We start from the raw sequence: 17,874 nt of genomic DNA, 5'->3' as shown, positions 1-17,874 counted from the left end.
TATACGAACGAGGCTACCACCGGGCGGCGCAAACCCCAAGCGCTTGCGTGCTGGCCGCTGGCGCACAGCGGAAACATGAGGTTTCACATTAGTTAGTTGCATTATTAACCTAACAAACCTACACTGCCTCCATACCGAAGGAGAAGCCCATGGCCCGCAATATCCAGCTGCTGGTGATCGACCCGCAAAACGACTTCTGCGACCTGCCGGCCGATTGGCAACCCCGCCAGCCGGACGGCACCCGCACGATGCCCAGCCTGCCCGTGGCTGGCGCCCACGCCGACCTGCAGCGCGCGGCCGCCTTCATCCGCGCGCAGGCGGGGCGGCTCGACGCCATCACGGTGACGCTCGATTCGCACCAGCGCTTCGACATCGCCCACCCCGGCTTCTGGCAGCAGGCCGACGGGTCGGCCGTCGCGCCCTTCACGCCCATCACGGCGGCCCAGGTGCGCAGCGGCGCCTTCACCCCCCGCAGCGCCGCCGCACTGCCGCGCACGCTGGCCTACCTGGATGCGCTGGAAGCCCAGGGCCGCTACACGCTCATGGTCTGGCCGGTGCACTGCGAGATCGGCAGCTGGGGCCACGGCGTGCATGCCGACGTGCTGGCCGCCTGCGGCGACTGGCAGCTGCAGCGACAGCGCGCGGTGCACCATGTGTTCAAGGGCACCAACCCCTGGACCGAGCACTACAGCGCGATCCAGGCCGAGGTGGTCGATGCCACCGACCCGGACACCGCCCTCAACACCCGCCTGCTCGCGGCGCTCGACACCGCCGACCTGCTCCTCATCGCTGGCGAGGCCAGCAGCCACTGCGTGCGCGCCACCACCGAACACATCGTGCAGCACCTGCCCCGCCTGCAGGCGGCGGGCGCCCGGCCCGGCCACATCGTGCTGCTGACCGACTGCATGAGCCCCGTGGGCGGCTTCGAGGCGCAGCACCAGGCCTTCCTCGACGCCATGCGCGCGCAGGGCGTACAGCTGGCCACCAGCACGGAAATCGGCCTCTAGCGCTTGCGGAACAAGCGCAACAAACTATAAAAACAGGAGCATCATCATGACCCGCATCATCACCAGCCTGCTCGACACCGACCTGTACAAGTTCACCATGTGGCAGGCCCTGCTGCACCGCCATCCGCAAACACAAAGCGAATACCGCTTCGTGTGCCGCAACCAGCCCCTGTACCCGCTGGCCGAGCTGCTGCCGCAGGTGAACGCCGAGCTGGACCACCTGTGCTCGCTGCGCTTTACCAAGGGCGAGCTCGACTACCTGGGCAGCCTGCGCTTCATCAAGAGCGACTTCGTCGACTTCCTGCGCCTCTTCCAGTTCCAGCGCAACTTCATCGAGGCGCGGGCCGAGGGCGACACGCTGACCATCGTGGCCCGCGGCCCCCAGGTGCATGTGATGGGCTTCGAGATCTTCGTGCTGGCCATCGTGAACCAACTGTACTTTCGACGCTTCGACGCGGCAGCAGCACTGGCCAGCGGGCGCGAGCGCCTGGCCGCCAAGGTACAGCGGTTGCAGGACCTGGCCCGGCAAGCCACCTTGCGCCACCCCTTCGAGCTGTTCGACTTCGGCCTGCGCCGCCGCTACAGCGGCGACTGGCAGCGCGAGGTGGTCAAGACATTTGCAGAGCAGACACCCCAGTGGTTCAAGGGCACCAGCAACGTGCTGCTGGCGCGCGATTTGAACCTGGTGCCCATCGGCACCATGGCGCACGAATACCTGCAAACCTACCAGGCGCTGGGCGTGCGGCTGCGCGACTTTCAAAAGGCCGCGCTGGAGGACTGGGTGCAGGAGTACCGGGGCGACCTGGGCATCGCGCTGACCGACACCGTGGGCATGGACGCCTTCCTGGCCGACTTCGACCTGTACTTCGCCAAGCTGTTCGACGGCCTGCGCCACGACTCGGGCGACCCGGTGGCCTGGGGCGAAAAGGCGCTGGCGCACTATGCCAGGCTGCGCATCGACGCGCACACCAAGCGGCTCGTGTTCTCCGATGGCCTCGACCTGGAGCGCGCCCTCATGCTGTACCGCCACTTTGGCGACCGCACGCAGCTCGGGTTTGGCATTGGCACGAACCTCACCAACGACATGGGCGCAGACCACAGGCCCCTCAACATCGTGATGAAGCTCACGCACGCCAACGGCCAGCCCGTGGCCAAGCTCTCGGACACGCCCGGCAAGACGCTGTGCGACGATGAAACATACTTGGCATACCTGCGCCAGGTCTTCAGCATTGCACAAGAAACCCCCTGAGTCGCTTCGCGCCTTCCTCCGGGGAGACGACGCCCTCACTGCGGGGCGGCCCTTGCTCGGCGTCCCTGGCATGGGCTGCGCCCGTGTCGGCGGCTGCCGACGAAATCGAACCTTAGGATGAATGACACCATGCTCCGCATCACCATCGCCCAGCTCAACTTCACCGTCGGCGACATCGAGGGCAACGTGGCCCGCATGGTGGCCGCCGCGCAGCAGGCGGCGCGCGAACAGGCCGACCTCATCGTGTTCAGCGAACTGTCGCTGTGCGGCTACTACCCCGGCGACATGCTGGAGGAAAGCGCCTTCCAGCAGCGCATCGAGGCCGGCCTGGCCGCGCTGCAGCAGGCCTCCGCCGGGCTGCCGCAACTGCACTGGGTGGTGGGTGCGCCCATGCCCGCGCGCGGCCCCGGCAAGCGGCTGCACAACAGCCTGCTGGTGCTGCAGGGCGGCACCGTGCGCCTGCAATACGCCAAGCAGCTGCTGCCCACCTACAACATCTTTGACGAGCGCCGCCATTTCGAGCCGGGGCCCGACGTGGCCAAGGTGCTGCGCATTGGCAACGCCCAGGTGGGCCTGCTGGTCTGCGAGGACGGCTGGAACGACCACGGCGCCGACTACGTGACGAACCCCTTCGAGCGCATGCGCGACGCGGCACCCGACCTGGTGGTGAGCATCAATGCCAGCCCCAGCCACATCGGCAAGCGCGAACAGCGCCACCAGATCTTTGGCGGCTCCTCGCGCCGGCACGGCCTGCCCATCCTGTATGTGAACCAGGTGGGCGGGCACGACCAGGTGGTGTATGACGGCGCCTCGTTCGCCGCCGAGCCCGAGGCCGGCATCGTCTTCGAGGCGCCACGCTTCGTGGAGGACGTGCGCACGCTCCGGTTCGAGGGCGGAAGCTTCTTCACGGCGGAAGGCGCACGCCCCGCGCCCGTGCCGGAGCAGGGCCTGCCCACGATGGATTTCTACCGCCAGCAGATCGTGCTGGGCCTTTCGGACTACGCGCGGCGCTGCGGCTTCACGCAGGTGGTGGTGGGCAGCTCGGGCGGCATCGACAGCGCGCTCACCCTCGCGCTGGCGGCCGAGGCGCTGGGACCCGGGAACGTGGTGGGCATCACCATGCCCTCGCGCTATTCCAGCAGCGGCTCGGTCGATGACTCGGTGGCGCTGTGCCGCAACCTGGGCGTGCAGCTCTTCACGCACCCGATCGCCGATCTGGTGGCGGGCTACGCGCGGCAGTTCGAGGCCAGCTTTGGCCCGCCGCTGGCGGGCCTGCCGCTTGAAAATTTGCAGGCGCGCATCCGTGGCACGGTGCTGATGGAGTATTCCAACGCCTTCGGCCACCTGCTGCTCACCACCGGCAACAAGTCGGAAATCTCGGTGGGCTACTGCACGCTGTATGGCGACACCAACGGCGGGCTGGGCCTGATCGGCGACCTGTACAAGACCGAGGTGTTCGCGCTTGCGCGCCATGTCAACGAACACGCCGGGCGCGAGCTGATTCCGCAGGCCATCATCGACAAGGAACCGTCCGCCGAGCTGGCGCCCGGCCAGCGCGACGTGGACAGCCTGCCACCCTACCCGGTGCTGGACGAAGTGCTCAAGCTGCTGATCGAGGGCGACCGCCTGTCGAGCGCCGAGCATGCGGCCGCGCAGGCCTTCGTGGCGCAGCTGCAGCAGGAAGAAGCCGGCCGGGCGCTGGTGCAGCGCGTGCGCATGATGGTGGCGCGCAACGAATACAAACGCCGCCAGGCCCCGCCCATCGTGCGCGTGCGGGCCCGGGCCTTTGGCAGCGGGCGGCAGATGCCGATTGCGGCACGGTATGCATGAACCATCGATCAGATAAAATCACTACAAAAAAGATAGCTACTGGTGCTTGATGGACAAGCGCCAGCGGCCAAAAAATCTCAAAAATCCAACCCAGCAATGGAGACACATGCTCGATACCGCCATCTACATCGGGCGTTTTGAACCCGTGCACAACGGCCACATCGCGCTGCTGCGGCGCGCGCTCGACAGCGCGCAGCAGGTCATCGTGGTGGTGGGCTCGGCCTGGCAGGCGCGCTCGCCCAAGAACCCCTTCACGTGGCAGGAGCGCGAAGCCATGCTGCTGATGGCGCTGCCCGAGGCCGACCGCAGCCGCGTGCAGGTGCTGCCCATGCGCGACTACTACAACGAGGCCGTGTGGGTGCAGGCCGTGCGCCAGGGTGTGGCGCGTTTGACCGCACCGAATGCGCGCACCGGGCTGGTGGGCCACTTCAAGGACGCCACCAGCGGCTACCTGAGCGCGTTCCCCGGCTGGGAGCTCATCCATGTGGAGCGCCAGGGCCCCATCGACGCCACGGCCATCCGCGACGCCTGGTTTGGTGCGAGCCCCGACACCGTTCCCTCCGCCCTCGCCCCCCTGGCCAACCAGATGCCCCCCAGCACCCTGGCCACGCTGGTCCAGTTCGCGCAGACCCCGCACTACCTGGCGCTGCAGCAGGAGTGGCGGATGCTGCGCGGCTACCGCCAGGCCTGGGCGGCCGCGCCCTATCCGCCCGTGTTCGTGACGGTGGACGCCGTGCTGCGCTGCCGCGACCATGTGCTGCTGATCCGCCGCGCCCACGCCCCCGGCAAGGGCCAGCTGGCGGTGCCCGGCGGTTTCATCGAACAGCGCGAGACCGTGTGGCAGTCGTGCCTGCGCGAACTGGTGGAAGAAACCCACTGCCACCTGCCCGAGGCCACCATGCGCGCCGCCCTGCAGTCGGTGGCCGTGTTCGACCACCCCGACCGCAGCCAGCGCGGGCGCACGCTCACGCACGCGCACTACTTCGATCTGGGGGACGCGCCGTTTCCCGTGGTGCAGGCCGATGACGACGCGATGCTGGTGCAGTGGACGCCCATCGGCCAGCTGGCGGGCCTGGAAGAGGAGTTCTTTGAAGACCACTTCCACATGCTGGACCACTTCCTGGGGCTGACGGAACTGCACTGACGGCGCAGGGCCGCATTTCGGGCAAGAACTGCTGCCAGCGCTTGTCCATCAAGCGCTGGCAGCTATTATTTAGATAGCATCAAGTCCCCGCCCGCTCGAGCATGGCATGCAGCAGCACGTTGCACCCCGCCGTGATGTGCTCGGGCTTGGCATCCTCGATCTCGTTGTGGCTGATCCCGTCCTTGCACGGGATGAAGATCATGCCGCTGGGCGCCAGCTTGGCCATGTACACGGCATCGTGCCCCGCGCCCGAGACAGCGGGCATGTGGCTGTAACCGAGCTTGGCGGCCGCGCGGCCCACGGCCTCCACGCAGTTCTCGTGGAAGGCCTGGGCCGGGTAGCTGGACACCATCTCGATGTGCACCTGCACGCCGTGTTCCTGGGCCACCTGCCCGGCCAGGGCCTTCACCTCGGCGGCCATCTGGTCCACGAGTTCGTCGGTGCTGTTGCGCAGGTCGATGCTGAACTTGACCCGCCCGGGAATCACGTTGCGGCTGTTCGGGAACACCTGCACCATGCCCACGGTGCCGCGTCCGTGCGGCGGGTGGCGGTGGGCTGCCGCCACCACGTCCTGCATGATGCGCGTGGCGGCCAGCATCGCATCCTTGCGCAGCGCCATGGGCGTGGGGCCGGCGTGGGCTTCCATGCCGGTCACGGTGCAGTCGAACCAGCGGATGCCCAGCACGCCGCTGACCACGCCGATGGTCTTGTCGTTGTCTTCCAGCACCGGGCCTTGCTCGATGTGGGTTTCGAAGTAGGCGCCGATGGGGTGGTCGCCGGGCTCCTGGTCGCCGATGTAGCCGATGCGCTCGAGTTCGCCCTTCACCGTCTTGCCTTCGGTGTCGGTGGCGGCGTAGGCGTGCTCCAGCGTGAAGGCCTTAGCGAACACGCCCGAGCCCATCATGACGGGCACGAAGCGGCTGCCTTCCTCGTTGGTCCAGAACGCGACTTCGATGGGGGCCTCGGTCTCGATGCCGTGGTCGTTGAGGGTGCGCACCACCTCAATGCCCGCCAGCACGCCGTAGTTGCCGTCAAACTTGCCGCCGGTGGGCTGGGTGTCGATGTGGCTGCCGGTCATGATGGGTGGCAGGTTGTTGTTGCGCCCGGGACGGCGCATGAAGCCGTTGCCGATCTTGTCGATGGTGACGGTCATGCCTGCCTCACGCGCCCAGCGGGTCACGAGGTCGCGGCCCTGCTTGTCCAGGTCGGTGAGGGTAAGGCGGCACACGCCGCCCTTGGGGGTGGCGCCAATCTGCGCCAGCTCCATGAGTGACGCCCACAGGCGATCGCCGTTGATGCGCAGGGTTTCGATGTCGGGTTTGACTTTGGTGTCCATGGTGTTCTCCAGATGCATTGCAGCGCTTAGCGCGCCACCGCCGAGGGGGCCAGGTCTTGCGCGCGCTTTTGCACGGCCTGGAAGTTGGCGCCAAACGCGGGGCGCTTGATGTAGCGGCCTTTGCCCTGCTCGGCCCGCAGGTCGCCGTTGGCAAACACCACGCGGCCCTGGCTCACGGTGTGGCTGGGGATGCCGCGCACGGTGCGGCCTTCAAAGATGTTGAAGTCGCCCTTGCTGAACTGCGTCTTGGCCGAGAAGGTCTTGGTGCCTTGCGGGTCCCACAGCACCAAGTCGGCATCGGCACCTTCGCCGATGAAACCCTTGCGCGGATAGATGTTGAACAGCTTGGCCGCGTTGGCCGAGGTGATGGCCACAAACTCGCTGGGCGTGAGGCGCCCGGTGTTCACGCCGCCATCCCACAGCGCGGCCATGCGCTCTTCCACGCCACCCGTGCCGTTGGGGATCTTGGCGAAGTTCTCTTTGCCCATGGCCTTTTGCGCGGCGCAGAAGGTGCAGTGGTCCGTTGCCGTGGTGTGCAGCTGCCCCGACTGCAGGCCGCGCCACAGCGCCTCCTGGTGGCCCTTGGGGCGGAAGGGCGGGCTCATCACATAGGCGGCGGCCTTGGCGAAGTCGGGGTCGCGGTAGACGCTGTCATCCACCAGCAGGTGGCCGGCCAGCACCTCGCCGTACACGCGCTGGCCGCGCGCGCGGGCGCGGGCAATGGCGTCGGCCGATTCCATGCAGCTCACGTGGACCACGTAGATCGGCACGCCCAGCACATCGGCAATGGCAATGGCGCGGTTGGCGGCCTCAGCCTCCACCATGGGCGGGCGCGAAAGCGGGTGGCCCTCGGGGCCGGTGATGCCCATCTTGGCGACCTCTTGCTGCAGCAGGTAGACCAGCTCGCCGTTTTCGGCGTGCACCGTGGGCATGGCCCCGAGTTCGAGTGCGCGCTTGAAGCTGTTCACCAGGGTTTCGTCGTCGCACATGATGGCGTTCTTGTAGGCCATGAAGTGCTTGAAGCTGTTCACGCCCTCGTCCTGCACCAGCGTGCCCATGTCGGCGCGCACCTGCTCGCTCCACCAGGTGATGGCGACGTGGAAGGAATAGTCGGCGGCCGATTTCTCCGCCCAGCCGCGCCACTTGCGATAAGCATCCAGGATGGGTTCTTGCGGATCGGGGATCACGAAGTCGATGATGCTCGTGGTGCCGCCGGCCAGCGCGGCGGCCGTGCCAGTGTAGAAGTCGTCCATGGTGACGGTGCCCATGAACGGCAGCTGCATGTGGGTGTGCGGGTCGATCCCGCCAGGCAGCACGTACTGGCCGCTGGCGTCCAGGGTCTGTGCGCCCGCGGGGGCCTGCGCCGCCACGCTCTCGCCCACGGCCACGATGCGGCCGTCCACGCACAGCACATCGGCCGGCTGTTCGCGGTCGGCATTGACCACGGTTCCACCGCGGATCACAAGGGCTTGGGTCATGGGGATCTCCTTCAGGGATGCAGATCAAAAAGAGGCCCTGCGCTGGCACCAGGCCCAGGCAGGGCCGGAGGTCATTGCTTTTTCTTCGCGGTCAGGTAGTAGTAGGTGCCGGCCACGGCCAGGCTGAAGAACCAGCCCGAATCGAACAGGGTGAGCCAGATGGCGGGCATGCCGGCCTTGTCCACCACGCCCGACACCGCCAGATAGCCCGGCAGGCACGGCAGCACGCCCAGGAAGAAGGCCATGAGCGCATGCAGGTTCCAGCCGTTGCTGTATTCGTACTCGCCGCCGCGGCGGTACAGGTCGTCCACCTTCAGCTCGCTCTTGCGCACCAGGTAGTAGTCCACCAGCAGGATGCCCGCGATCGCGCCCAGCAGCGTGCCGTAGCCGCCCAGCCAGGTGAAGAGGTAGCCGCCTGATGTGGCCAGGATCTTCCAGGGCATGAACACGAGCCCGATCAGCGCGGCGATGATGCCGCCCATGCGAAAGCTGATCCTGGTAGGCGCGCACTGGCTGAAATCATAGGAAGGCGACACCAGGTTGGCGGCCACGTTGGTGGTCAGGTTGGCCAGCAGGATCACCAGCAGGCCCAGGCCGGCCGCCACGCTGCCCATCTGGGTCAACAGGCCGTCGGGGAACAGCTGGGCCTTGCCGTACAGGATGGCCGACGCGGAAAAGCCGATGACGCCCACCATCGAGAACAGCGCCATGGGAATCGGCAGGCCGATGGCCTGGCCCAGGACCTGGTCCTTCTGCGATCTGGCGAAACGCGTGAAGTCCGGAATGTTGAGCGCCAGCGTGGCCCAGAAGCCCACCAGCCCGGTGAGCGCGGCCCAGGTCTTGGGCCCGCCTTCCACCACCTTGGCGGGCAGGTTGAAGAGCTGGCCCGAGGGCACCCGCACCATGAGCACCACCACCAGCAGGATGGAGGCGGCGATCATCAGCGGCGCGGCGATCACCTCCAGCTTGCGGATGGATTCCGGCCCTCTCCAGATGAACCAGATGTGCACCGCCCAGAAGGCGAGGAAACACATGAACTGCGAGGTGCTGATGGTCTGGCCATCGGCCGGCCCCGCGAGGTTCATGCCCACGATGTTCAGGAAGCCATGCAGCGCCAGCGCACCAAAGTAGCAGTTGATGGAGAACCAGCCGCAGGCCACCAGGCCGCGCAGCACGGCGGGCAGGTTGGCGCCCTTCACGCCGAACGATGCGCGGGCGAGCACCGGAAACGGCACGCCGTACCTGGGGCCCACGCGCCCGATGAGTACCATGGGCACCAGCACGATGCAGTTGGCCAGGAACACCAGCCACACGGCCATTTGCCAGGAGAAGCCCTGGTCCAGCATGGAGCTGGCCATGGTGTAGGTGGGCACGCAGACCACCATGCCCACCCAGAGCGCGGCAAAGTCCTTCCAGGTCCAGTGCCGCTGCGCGGCGGTGGTGGGGAGCAAATCTTCGTTGGCCAGCGTGTTGGATGCTGCGCCGGGCATCAGCCCCGCCACATGGGCAGCGCCACCGGTACTGTTCGTCATGCCTGTACTCCTGTCAAAGACCTCATTGGGGTTGCACACAACCCGCTGTCTGGTCCGGCGCCCCGGTGCATTCAGATGCGGGCCAAAGGAAGCGAGCGATGCTATAGATCACGCAAGGACCGCACCAGATGCAGCGCAGCACGCGTTGCGAACGCGCACCACATCGGGGGCCTCCAGCGTCATGCCGCCGCCGGCACGCGCTGCGGGTTGTTGGGGTGCGTCGTCCAGTTGGCGTATTCACCGGTGACCGTCTTGCCCGTGCGCACATCCACCTCGCCGGGCTCCAGCGCGCGCATGGTGATGCACTCAGGCACGGGGCAGATCGACACGCACAGGTTGCAGCCCACGCATTCGGCCTCGTTGATCTCGAACTTGCGCACGCCACCGTCCTTGGTGAAGGTGATGGCCTGGTGCGAGGTGTCTTCGCACACCACATGGCAGCGGCCGCACTGGATGCAGGCATCCTGGTTGATGACAGCTTTCTCGATGTGGTTGAGGTTGAGGTTCTTCCAGTCCTTGACGGTGGGCACGGCCTGGCCCTTGAAGTCGTCGAGCGTGGCGTAGCCGTGCTCATCCATGAAGTTCGACAGCCCGTCGCACATGTCCTGCACGATCTTGAAACCGTAGACCATGGCCGCCGTGCACACCTGCACCGTGCCGCAGCCCAGGGCGATGTATTCGGCCGCGTCGCGCCAGGTGGTGATGCCGCCGATGCCGCTGATGGGCAGGCCGGCGGTCTGCGCGTCGCGCGCGATCTCTGCCACCATGTTCAGCGCGATGGGCTTGACGGCCGGGCCGCAATAGCCCCCGTGCGAGCCCCAGCCGTCGGTGCTGGGGCTCATCACCATGCGGTCCAGGTCCACGCCCATCACGGAGTTGATGGTGTTGATGAGCGACACCGCGTCCGCCCCGCCCGCCTTGGCCGCGCGCGCCGGGTGCCGCACGTCGGTGATGTTGGGGGTGAGCTTCACGATGACGGGCAGGCGGCTGTAGTGCTTGCACCAGGCCGTGACCATCTGGATGTACTCGGGCACCTGGCCCACGGCGGCGCCCATGCCGCGCTCGCTCATGCCGTGCGGGCAGCCGAAGTTGAGCTCGATGCCGTCGGCGCCGGTGTCCTCGACGAGCGGCAAAATGCTCTTCCAGCTCTGCTCCTCGCAAGGCACCATGAGCGAGACGATCATGGCGCGGTCGGGCCAGTTGCGTTTGACGCGCTTGATCTCTTCCAGGTTGGTGTGCAGCGGCCGGTCGGTGATGAGCTCGATGTTGTTCAGGCCGATCACGCGGCGGTCTTGCGACATCAACGTGGAGTAGCGCGGGCCGTTGACGTTGACCACGGCCGGGTCTTCGCCCAGCGTCTTCCAGACCACGCCGCCCCAACCGGCTTCGAAGGCGCGGGTGACGTTGATCTCTTTGTCGGTGGGCGGTGCGGAGGCCAGCCAGAAGGGGTTGGGGCTTTGGATGCCCAGAAAATTGCTGCGAATGTCTGCCATGGGGTGCTCCCGTGAGTTGCAGTTGACGACGTCAGGCCACGAGTGCCACGGGCACGCTCAGCGCTTGATGCATGGAGACAGCGGCGACCTTGCCGTGCTCCACCGCCTCCACCGTGAGGTCGCGGCCACCCACGCGGCAGTCGCCTCCGGCCCAGACGCGCGCCAGACTGGTGCGGCCCTCCAGGTCCGTCACAATGCGCCCGGCTTCCAGCGCGATGGAGGCACCCACCGGCTCGGCCACAAAGGTCTGGCCGATGGCCTTGAGCACCATGTCGGCCTCCAGCATGAAGGTCTCGCCGGTTTCCACCAACTTGCCGCCACTCAGCGCCGTGGCGGCAAAACGCACGCCCTTGACAACACCGCCTTCGCTCAGCACCTCCTGGGGCGCGGCCCAGTGGCGGATCTTCACGCCGTGGGTCTGTGCCCATTCCTGCTCCACAGGCGATGCCGACATCGCGTCGGCGCCCCGGCGGTAGACGATGGTCACGTCCTCGGCGCCCAGCTTGCGCGACTGCACGGCGGCGTCCACCGCCGTCATGCCGCCGCCGATCACCACCACGCGGCGGCCCACGGGCAGGGTGGACAGGTCGCCGCTCTGGCGCAGCTCGGCGATGAAGTCCACCGCATTGCGCAGGCCTGTCGCCGCAGGCTCGGCAATGCCCAGGGCATTCACGCCCTGCAGGCCCAGGCCCAGGAACACGGCGTCATGGCTGGCCAGCAGGCCATCGAGCGTGATGTCGCGCCCCAGTTGCTGGCCGGTGCGCACTTCGATGCCGCCCACCGACAGCAGCCACTGCACCTCCTTCTGAGCGAAGTTGTCGGTGGTCTTGTAGCTGGCCAGGCCATATTCGTTGAGCCCTCCCAGCTTGGGGCGCGACTCGAACAGCACCACGTCATGTCCGCGCAGCGCCAGCCCGTGGGCGCAGGCCAGGCCCGCAGGCCCCGCCCCCACCACGGCCACGCGCCGGCCCGTGGGCGCGGCGCGCTGGAACATGGGCGCGCCCGGGTTGGCGAAGAAGGCATCGGTCGCGTAGCGCTGCAGCGAACCGATCTCCACCGGCTTGTCCTCGTTGGTGTTGCGCACGCAGGCCTGCTCGCACAGCACCTCGGTGGGGCACACGCGGGCGCACATGCCGCCCAGGGGGTTGGCCTGCAGGATGGCGCGGGCCGCGCCCCGGTTGTTGTCCTGCGCGATGCGATGGATGAAGGACGGGATGTCGATGCCCGTGGGGCATGCCGTGGCGCACGGAGCGTCGTGGCAGTAGTAGCAGCGTTCGGCTTCGATCAGCGCCTGCGGGCGGGTGAGCGGCGGGTGCGCGTCGCTGAAGTTGCGGGCGTAGTCGGCCAGGTTCAGGCGCGCGGCATGTATGCCGCAGGCACGGCTTGCGGGTGTGTCCATCAGTCTTGCTCCGGAAGGTTCGGGGTGGAGATCCAGGCATGCGCGGCACGGGCCGCCCCGCGCCCTGGGGCTTTGTGGCACCTGTGGCGGGCATGCCGCGTGCCAGCCAACGCAGCGCAAGCCAGAGTGCTTGCGCCCGCGAACTTCGGAGGTTTCATCGTGGTCCTCGCTGTGGGGTGCAGGTGCCCGCCGCTTTATTTGCCGCGGTGCCCTGCGATGTGGGTCAATTTACCAACCCGTAAAAATTTACCAATTGGTAAAATCCCTAGAGCAAGCGCCATGCCAGCCAATTGCCAGTCTTCGAGGCCTCGCTTGTTCCACAATGGTGCGATGACAGACGCCCGCCAGTCCCCTCCAGATCCCGCCGCGCCCCCGCGGGCCAAGGCACCGAGATCCCCCGCCCTCGACGACACGGCCGCCACCCGCGCGCCCACGGCATCCCGCCTGCTCAAGGAGCAGGGCATCCTGGCGGAGGCCGAGAACCACTTCGCGCAATTCGGCTTCGAAGGCGCCTCGCTGGAGAACATAGCGGCCGCCATCGGCATCAGCCGCCACAACCTGCTGTACTACTTTCCGAGCAAGGAAGCGCTGTACCAGCGTGTGCTGGACGACGTGCTCACCCAGTGGCTGGCCGGCATGGAGGACCTTTCGCACAGCGAAGATCCCCAGCAGGCCCTGCGCCGCTACATCCGTGCCAAGCTTCAATACTCGCGCGTGCACCCCCAGGGAGCCAAGGTATTCACCAAAGAGGTGATTGCCGGTGCACCACGCTATGGCAAGGCCATCCGCGAGCGCGTCGGCCCGCTGCTCAAGACCGAGGTGCGCACTTTCGAGCGCTGGGCGCGCGAAGGCCGCATCGCCAAGGTGAACTTCACCCATCTGATGTTCATCATCTGGTCCGTGACGCAGGCCTATGCGGAACAGGAGGCGCAATTCGCCTTGTTGCTGGGCAAGCCGTCACTGACCGAACGCGACTATGAAAACGCCGAAGCGTTGATCGTGCGCATGGTGCTGAGCGCGCTTGCGCCGGATGCCGTGGCCTGACCCGCCGCCAGGGCCCCGAAGGCGTGCAGCGTGAAGACCGCCCCCGTGGCCCCTAAACCGCTACTCAATCCGCAGCACGAGGCCATGCAGAGGCGGGCGCTACCGGCAGATCTTCTCGGCAGGGGTTCTTGCCGGCGCGCCGCGACGCCAATGCTCCCCAGGCCGCCCACACGCCTTCGTTGCGCCTTCACGCCTGCCGCTGCTGCCACAGCACGTCCAGCACATGCTGGGTCGCCCGCTCCACAGCCCCCGCCCGGTGCGCGATGCCCAGTGGCCGCCACAGTGCGGGACGCAGCGCCAGCATGCGGATGCGCGGGTCCAGTGGCACGGCCGCGGACGCCTCGTGCGGCAACAGGGTGGCCCCATAACCCGCCGCCACCAGGCTCTTGATGGCATCGTTGTAGTTGAGCTGGATGCGCGCCTTGGGATGCCTGCCCGCCAGGGCGAGCCACTCGCTGGCCAGGCGCGACAGGCTGGTGCCCACGTCGTTGAGGATCAGCGGCTGGCTCGCCAGCCACTGCGGCGTCGCACACCGGGGTGCGGGCCATGCGGCCGGAACAAACGCCATCACCGGGTCACGCCGCCACGGCAGCACCTTGACACCTTGCACGGCGCCCTGCGGGAGCGCGACAAGGCCCACATCCAGCGAGCCGTTGGCCAGGCGCGCCATGGTCTCCTGCGACGTGAGCACCGCCACCTGCACGTCAATGCCGGGGTGATGCTGCCCGACCACCTCCAGCGCCCGGGGCAGCAGGTGCGCAATGACACCGGTGGAGGCACCCAGCCGCACGCGGCCCGACAGGCCCTGGACCTGCCGCTGCACGACGTCCAGCGCCTCCTCGGCATCCGCCAGCAGGCGGCGCGCCCTCTCGACCAGGGATTCGCCCACGCCGGAGGGTTTCACTTCGCCACGCTTGCGCACGAGCAGGGGCGCGCCTATCTGCGCCTCCAGGTCGGCGACATGCAGGCTGACCGTGGGCGCGGCAAGGTGCAACACGCGGGCGGCCTCGGCGAACGAGCCGAGGTCGGCGATGGTGACCAGCGTGCGCAGGCGGTCCAGATTGAGTTCGCGCATGATGTTCAGTAAAACTAATGCTGATGTTTGTGAAATTCAACTTTTCAAATTCTATGCCTCCGTTGAAGATTCCGTACCAACATTCACACACCAGGAACACCCCATGAGCGCTCCCCTTGTTTTCATCGATGGCGACCAGGGCACCACCGGGCTGCAGATCCACGACCGCCTGCGCCATCGCACAGACCTGCGCCTGCTGACGCTGCCCGAGGGCGAGCGCAAGGACGCGGCCCGGCGGACCGAGGCCATCAACAGCTGCGACGTCGCGATCCTCTGCCTGCCGGATGCCCCGGCGCGGGAAGCGGCCGCCGCCGTCGTCAACCCCGCGGTCCGCGTGATCGATGCGAGTTCCGCGCACCGCACCGCCCCCGGCTGGGTCTACGGATTTCCCGAAATGGACAAAGAGCAGGCCGCGCGAATCGCCCGCGCCCGGCGCGTGAGCAATCCCGGCTGCTATCCCACCGGTGCCGTCGCCCTGCTGCGGCCTCTGGTACAGGCGGGCCTGCTGCCTGCGGACCACCCCATCACCATCCACGCAGTCTCTGGCTATTCAGGTGGCGGCCGGGCGCGCGTGGAGGAGCATGAAGGCGCCCACACCGCCAACGCGCCGGCCTTCCAGATCTACGGCCTGCGGCTGGAACACAAGCACACGCCCGAGATCGCCCTGCACGCAGGCCTGTCTGGGCGCCCGTTCTTCCTTCCCGCCTATGGCTCTTTTCGCCAGGGCATTGCGCTCACCATTCCCCTCTTGCTGCGGCAGCTGCCTGCGGGCACGACGGGCAGGCACTTGCACGCCTGCCTCGCGCGCCACTTCGCTGGCGCGGCGCATGTCGACGTCATTGACCTTGCCCAGGCCGAGGCGGCCGAGCATCTGGACCCGCAGGCCCTCAACGACACCAACCAGCTGCAGTTGGGGGTCTTCGCCAACGACCGCCATGGACAGGTGCTTCTGACCGCGGTGTTCGACAACCTGGGCAAAGGGGCTTCAGGGGCCGCGGTTCAGAACCTGGAATTGATGCTGGCCCAGAGTGGCCGGGAATGACGGGTGCCGTGGTCCGCGGGCGAGGTGCGCATGTAACAAATCAACACCACAGAAAGCGAATGTATGTGCGGCATATGCAACGCCGCAGGCAGTTGTTTTGTGGGCTTTTTCACGGTTCGCCGCGTATTTTTGGTCTGCTACACTGCCTTCGCTGTACCGTTTTCTTGCAGGCGCGCAGCCCACATCCCCCACTCGCCCTCATGGCTGCACACGGCAAAGCACCCTATCTTTACGCTCTGATTTTGTTGTTGGCCGTGCTGGGCGTCTACGTGCCTGGACTCCACAACGAATTGCTGTTTGATGACATGCGGCTCACGGATGGTTCCATCTTCGGCAGGTACGGCAACCTGCTGGAGATCAAGCAGCGCATGGTGTCGTATGGCAGTTTCGTCTGGGTCGACCAGCTCGTGGGCAGCGGCTGGTGGAAGCAGCGGCTGGTCAATATGGCGTTGCACCTGGGTGTGGTGGCTGCGATGTACGCGCTCTTCAAGTCGCTGATGGCTCATACCCGCTTCCCGCAGGACATCGAGGAACAGGCTCACTTCGCATCATCCCAAGACGCCGCATTGCGCGTGGGCATCGCTTTGTTTGCGCTCAATCCGGTAGCCGTCTACGCGGTGGGCTACCTGGTACAGCGATCAATCCTCATGGCAACGCTGTTCTCGGTGCTCGCGTGCTGGGCGTTTGTGCGCGCTTTGGAAACACAGCGAATGGTCTGGTATGTGGGGGCATTGGCCAGCTACTTGCTGGCCTTGCTTTCCAAAGAGCATGCGGTCATGACCGTCGCCGTGTGCATGGCACTGTATGTCCATGTTCGCCGCCCCAGCCTCAAAAACATCGCCATGGCGATGGGAGCCACGCTCTTGCTGCTGGCCTTGGCTACTGCCGCGCTCCTGCGCTTTCGCGGCGAGCTGATAGGCCAGCTCTTTGATGCGCAGTCCGTGGCCTTCGCCCAGCAGCTTGAGACGCTGCGGCCTGGAATTTCGCAGCAGATGTTCCCCTTGAGCATCCTCAACCAGGCTGCCCTCTTCTTTGCCTACGGCCTGCTGTGGGTGGTGCCTTATGTTGGATGGATGTCCATCGATTTGCGCCCGGCATTTCCGTTGGGCTTCGCCTCATCCTGGCATATTGTGGGAGCCTTGGGCTATGTGGCACTGCTCTGCGGCTCCGCCTGGTTGCTGCTGCGGCGCACGGGCGCACTGAGCCTTGCGGCGCTACTCCTCCTTTTTCCACTGTTGTGGTTTGCCACGGAGTTCGCCACCGTCTGGGTACAGGATCCACTTGTGCTGTATCGCAGCTATCTTTGGGGTGTGGCGCTTGCTGGATTGCTGGCGATAGCACTCACGGGCTTCAGGCCCCGTACCATCTATGCACTCGGCGCCGTACTCGGTTTGTTGTTTGCTGCACTGGCGCTGGAGCGCAATCTGTCGTTGCGTGACGAGGTGACTGCCTGGACGGATGCCGCGGAGAAAATCAACCTCAAGGCGCCCCCCAGCGCAGTGGGCCGCAGCCGCCCCTTTCTAAATCTGGGAGCGTATTACCTTGGCAAAAAGATGGTCGATCCAGCGGAAAGAAATCTGTCTGTTGCAAAAGCCCTTGGCGACCAGGGAGAGCTGGGGAATAGCACGCTGTTCAATACGGGCGTGATCCTCCAACTCAAGAAGAACCATACAGAAGCGCTCCGTGCTTTCGCCACCGCCGAAGCCCAGGGGTATGCAGAAGTATCCCTGTACTACCATCGTGGCGAATCCCAAGCGGCGCTTGGACAGCTGGCGCCTGCATTTGAGAGCTTCAGTACGGCGCTGGACATGGCAGAGAAGGACCCTGAACAGGCAAGCATCCTGCCCACGGTGCGCGTGCGCCAGATCGAGACCGCCATGGCAGCGGAGCTTTATGATGAAGCTATCAAAGGCTTCCATGTTCTACTTCAAACCGCGCCCAATGACCCCCGACTTCTGCTTGGATTGGGAATGGCGCAGGTAGGAAAAGGCGAAACCGGAGCCGCTATTGAAGTGTTCAATCAACTCATTGCAAGCAACCCCAGCGCGGCCGCATACTACGGACGTGCCGTAGCACACCACCGTGCGGGTCATCAAAAGGAAAGCTTGGACGACTTGGACCAAGCCATCAAATTGGACCCGAAGCATCCGCAATATCCTCAGATGCGGGAAGTATTCGCGACCCCCAAGAAAAAATAAGGCGTGACACGTTGTGGCTCTGCGTGTCCTGCATATCGGCAAGTTTT

The 17,874-nt window shown here is 66.1% G+C and carries 13 protein-coding genes; 7 read left to right on the top strand and 6 right to left on the bottom strand.

From position 1 onward, the window contains the following. The first annotated feature begins 149 nt into the window (after positions 1-149). The 4 genes from AC07PV_RS13010 (at position 150) to AC07PV_RS12995 (ending at position 5,230) form a co-directional block, all read left to right on the top strand. Positions 150-1,007 (top strand): cysteine hydrolase family protein, encoded by an 858-nt coding sequence (locus tag AC07PV_RS13010; RefSeq protein ID WP_494630450.1) that lies wholly within the window; start codon positions 150-152, stop codon positions 1,005-1,007. A gap of 46 nt (positions 1,008-1,053) precedes the next feature. After that, a complete protein-coding gene (gene pncB / locus AC07PV_RS13005; protein WP_494630448.1) occupies positions 1,054-2,256 on the top strand; it encodes a nicotinate phosphoribosyltransferase in 1,203 nt (400 codons plus the stop codon). A 129-nt stretch (positions 2,257-2,385) separates the two neighbouring features. Continuing rightward, positions 2,386-4,086: an NAD+ synthase gene (locus AC07PV_RS13000; RefSeq protein WP_494630447.1), complete on the top strand. Its 1,701-nt coding sequence runs from the start codon at positions 2,386-2,388 to the stop codon at positions 4,084-4,086. 106 nt (positions 4,087-4,192) lie between these two features. Further along, positions 4,193-5,230, top strand: coding sequence for a bifunctional nicotinamide-nucleotide adenylyltransferase/Nudix hydroxylase (locus tag AC07PV_RS12995; protein WP_218293396.1), 1,038 nt, complete (start codon positions 4,193-4,195; stop codon positions 5,228-5,230). A 79-nt stretch (positions 5,231-5,309) separates the two neighbouring features. On the opposite strand, the gene AC07PV_RS12990 is transcribed toward AC07PV_RS12995, so the two are convergent. The 5 genes from AC07PV_RS12990 to AC07PV_RS12970 form a co-directional block, all read right to left on the bottom strand. After that, positions 5,310-6,566 (bottom strand): Zn-dependent hydrolase, encoded by a 1,257-nt coding sequence (locus tag AC07PV_RS12990; RefSeq protein ID WP_494630445.1) that lies wholly within the window; start codon positions 6,564-6,566, stop codon positions 5,310-5,312. A 26-nt stretch (positions 6,567-6,592) separates the two neighbouring features. Further along, the gene (hydA, locus tag AC07PV_RS12985; RefSeq protein WP_494630443.1) at positions 6,593-8,044 is read right to left on the bottom strand and encodes a dihydropyrimidinase; all 1,452 of its coding nucleotides are present in this window, start codon (positions 8,042-8,044) and stop codon (positions 6,593-6,595) included. A gap of 71 nt (positions 8,045-8,115) precedes the next feature. Continuing rightward, positions 8,116-9,576, bottom strand: coding sequence for an NCS1 family nucleobase:cation symporter-1 (locus AC07PV_RS12980; protein WP_369641623.1), 1,461 nt, complete (start codon positions 9,574-9,576; stop codon positions 8,116-8,118). 179 nt (positions 9,577-9,755) lie between these two features. After that, complete coding sequence (gene preA / locus AC07PV_RS12975) at positions 9,756-11,069, bottom strand: NAD-dependent dihydropyrimidine dehydrogenase subunit PreA (protein WP_218340365.1); 1,314 nt, start codon at positions 11,067-11,069, stop codon at positions 9,756-9,758. A 31-nt stretch (positions 11,070-11,100) separates the two neighbouring features. Then, positions 11,101-12,468, bottom strand: coding sequence for an NAD(P)-dependent oxidoreductase (locus AC07PV_RS12970; protein ID WP_218340366.1), 1,368 nt, complete (start codon positions 12,466-12,468; stop codon positions 11,101-11,103). 330 nt (positions 12,469-12,798) lie between these two features. On the opposite strand from AC07PV_RS12970, the gene AC07PV_RS12965 reads away from it, so the two are divergent. Continuing rightward, the gene (locus AC07PV_RS12965) at positions 12,799-13,512 is read left to right on the top strand and encodes a TetR family transcriptional regulator C-terminal domain-containing protein (protein WP_218340367.1); all 714 of its coding nucleotides are present in this window, start codon (positions 12,799-12,801) and stop codon (positions 13,510-13,512) included. Between the two features lie 187 nt (positions 13,513-13,699). Here AC07PV_RS12965 and AC07PV_RS12960 read toward each other — a convergent pair whose 3' ends face one another. Beyond that, positions 13,700-14,587 carry a LysR family transcriptional regulator gene (locus tag AC07PV_RS12960; protein ID WP_218340368.1) on the bottom strand — a complete coding sequence of 296 codons (888 nt, stop codon included), beginning with the start codon at positions 14,585-14,587 and terminating at the stop codon, positions 13,700-13,702. A gap of 103 nt (positions 14,588-14,690) precedes the next feature. Here AC07PV_RS12960 and argC point away from each other — a divergent pair, with 103 nt between their 5' ends. Then, positions 14,691-15,629, top strand: coding sequence for an N-acetyl-gamma-glutamyl-phosphate reductase (argC, locus tag AC07PV_RS12955; protein ID WP_494630555.1), 939 nt, complete (start codon positions 14,691-14,693; stop codon positions 15,627-15,629). 200 nt (positions 15,630-15,829) lie between these two features. Next, positions 15,830-17,827, top strand: coding sequence for a tetratricopeptide repeat protein (locus tag AC07PV_RS12950; RefSeq protein ID WP_494630442.1), 1,998 nt, complete (start codon positions 15,830-15,832; stop codon positions 17,825-17,827). The last annotated feature ends 47 nt before the right edge of the window (positions 17,828-17,874 follow it).

It is taken from the genome of Acidovorax sp. GW821-FHT09A11 (genome assembly GCF_059418365.1).
Note: the sequence above shows the minus strand (reverse complement) of the source record. Positions and strands in the feature narration are given on the sequence as shown.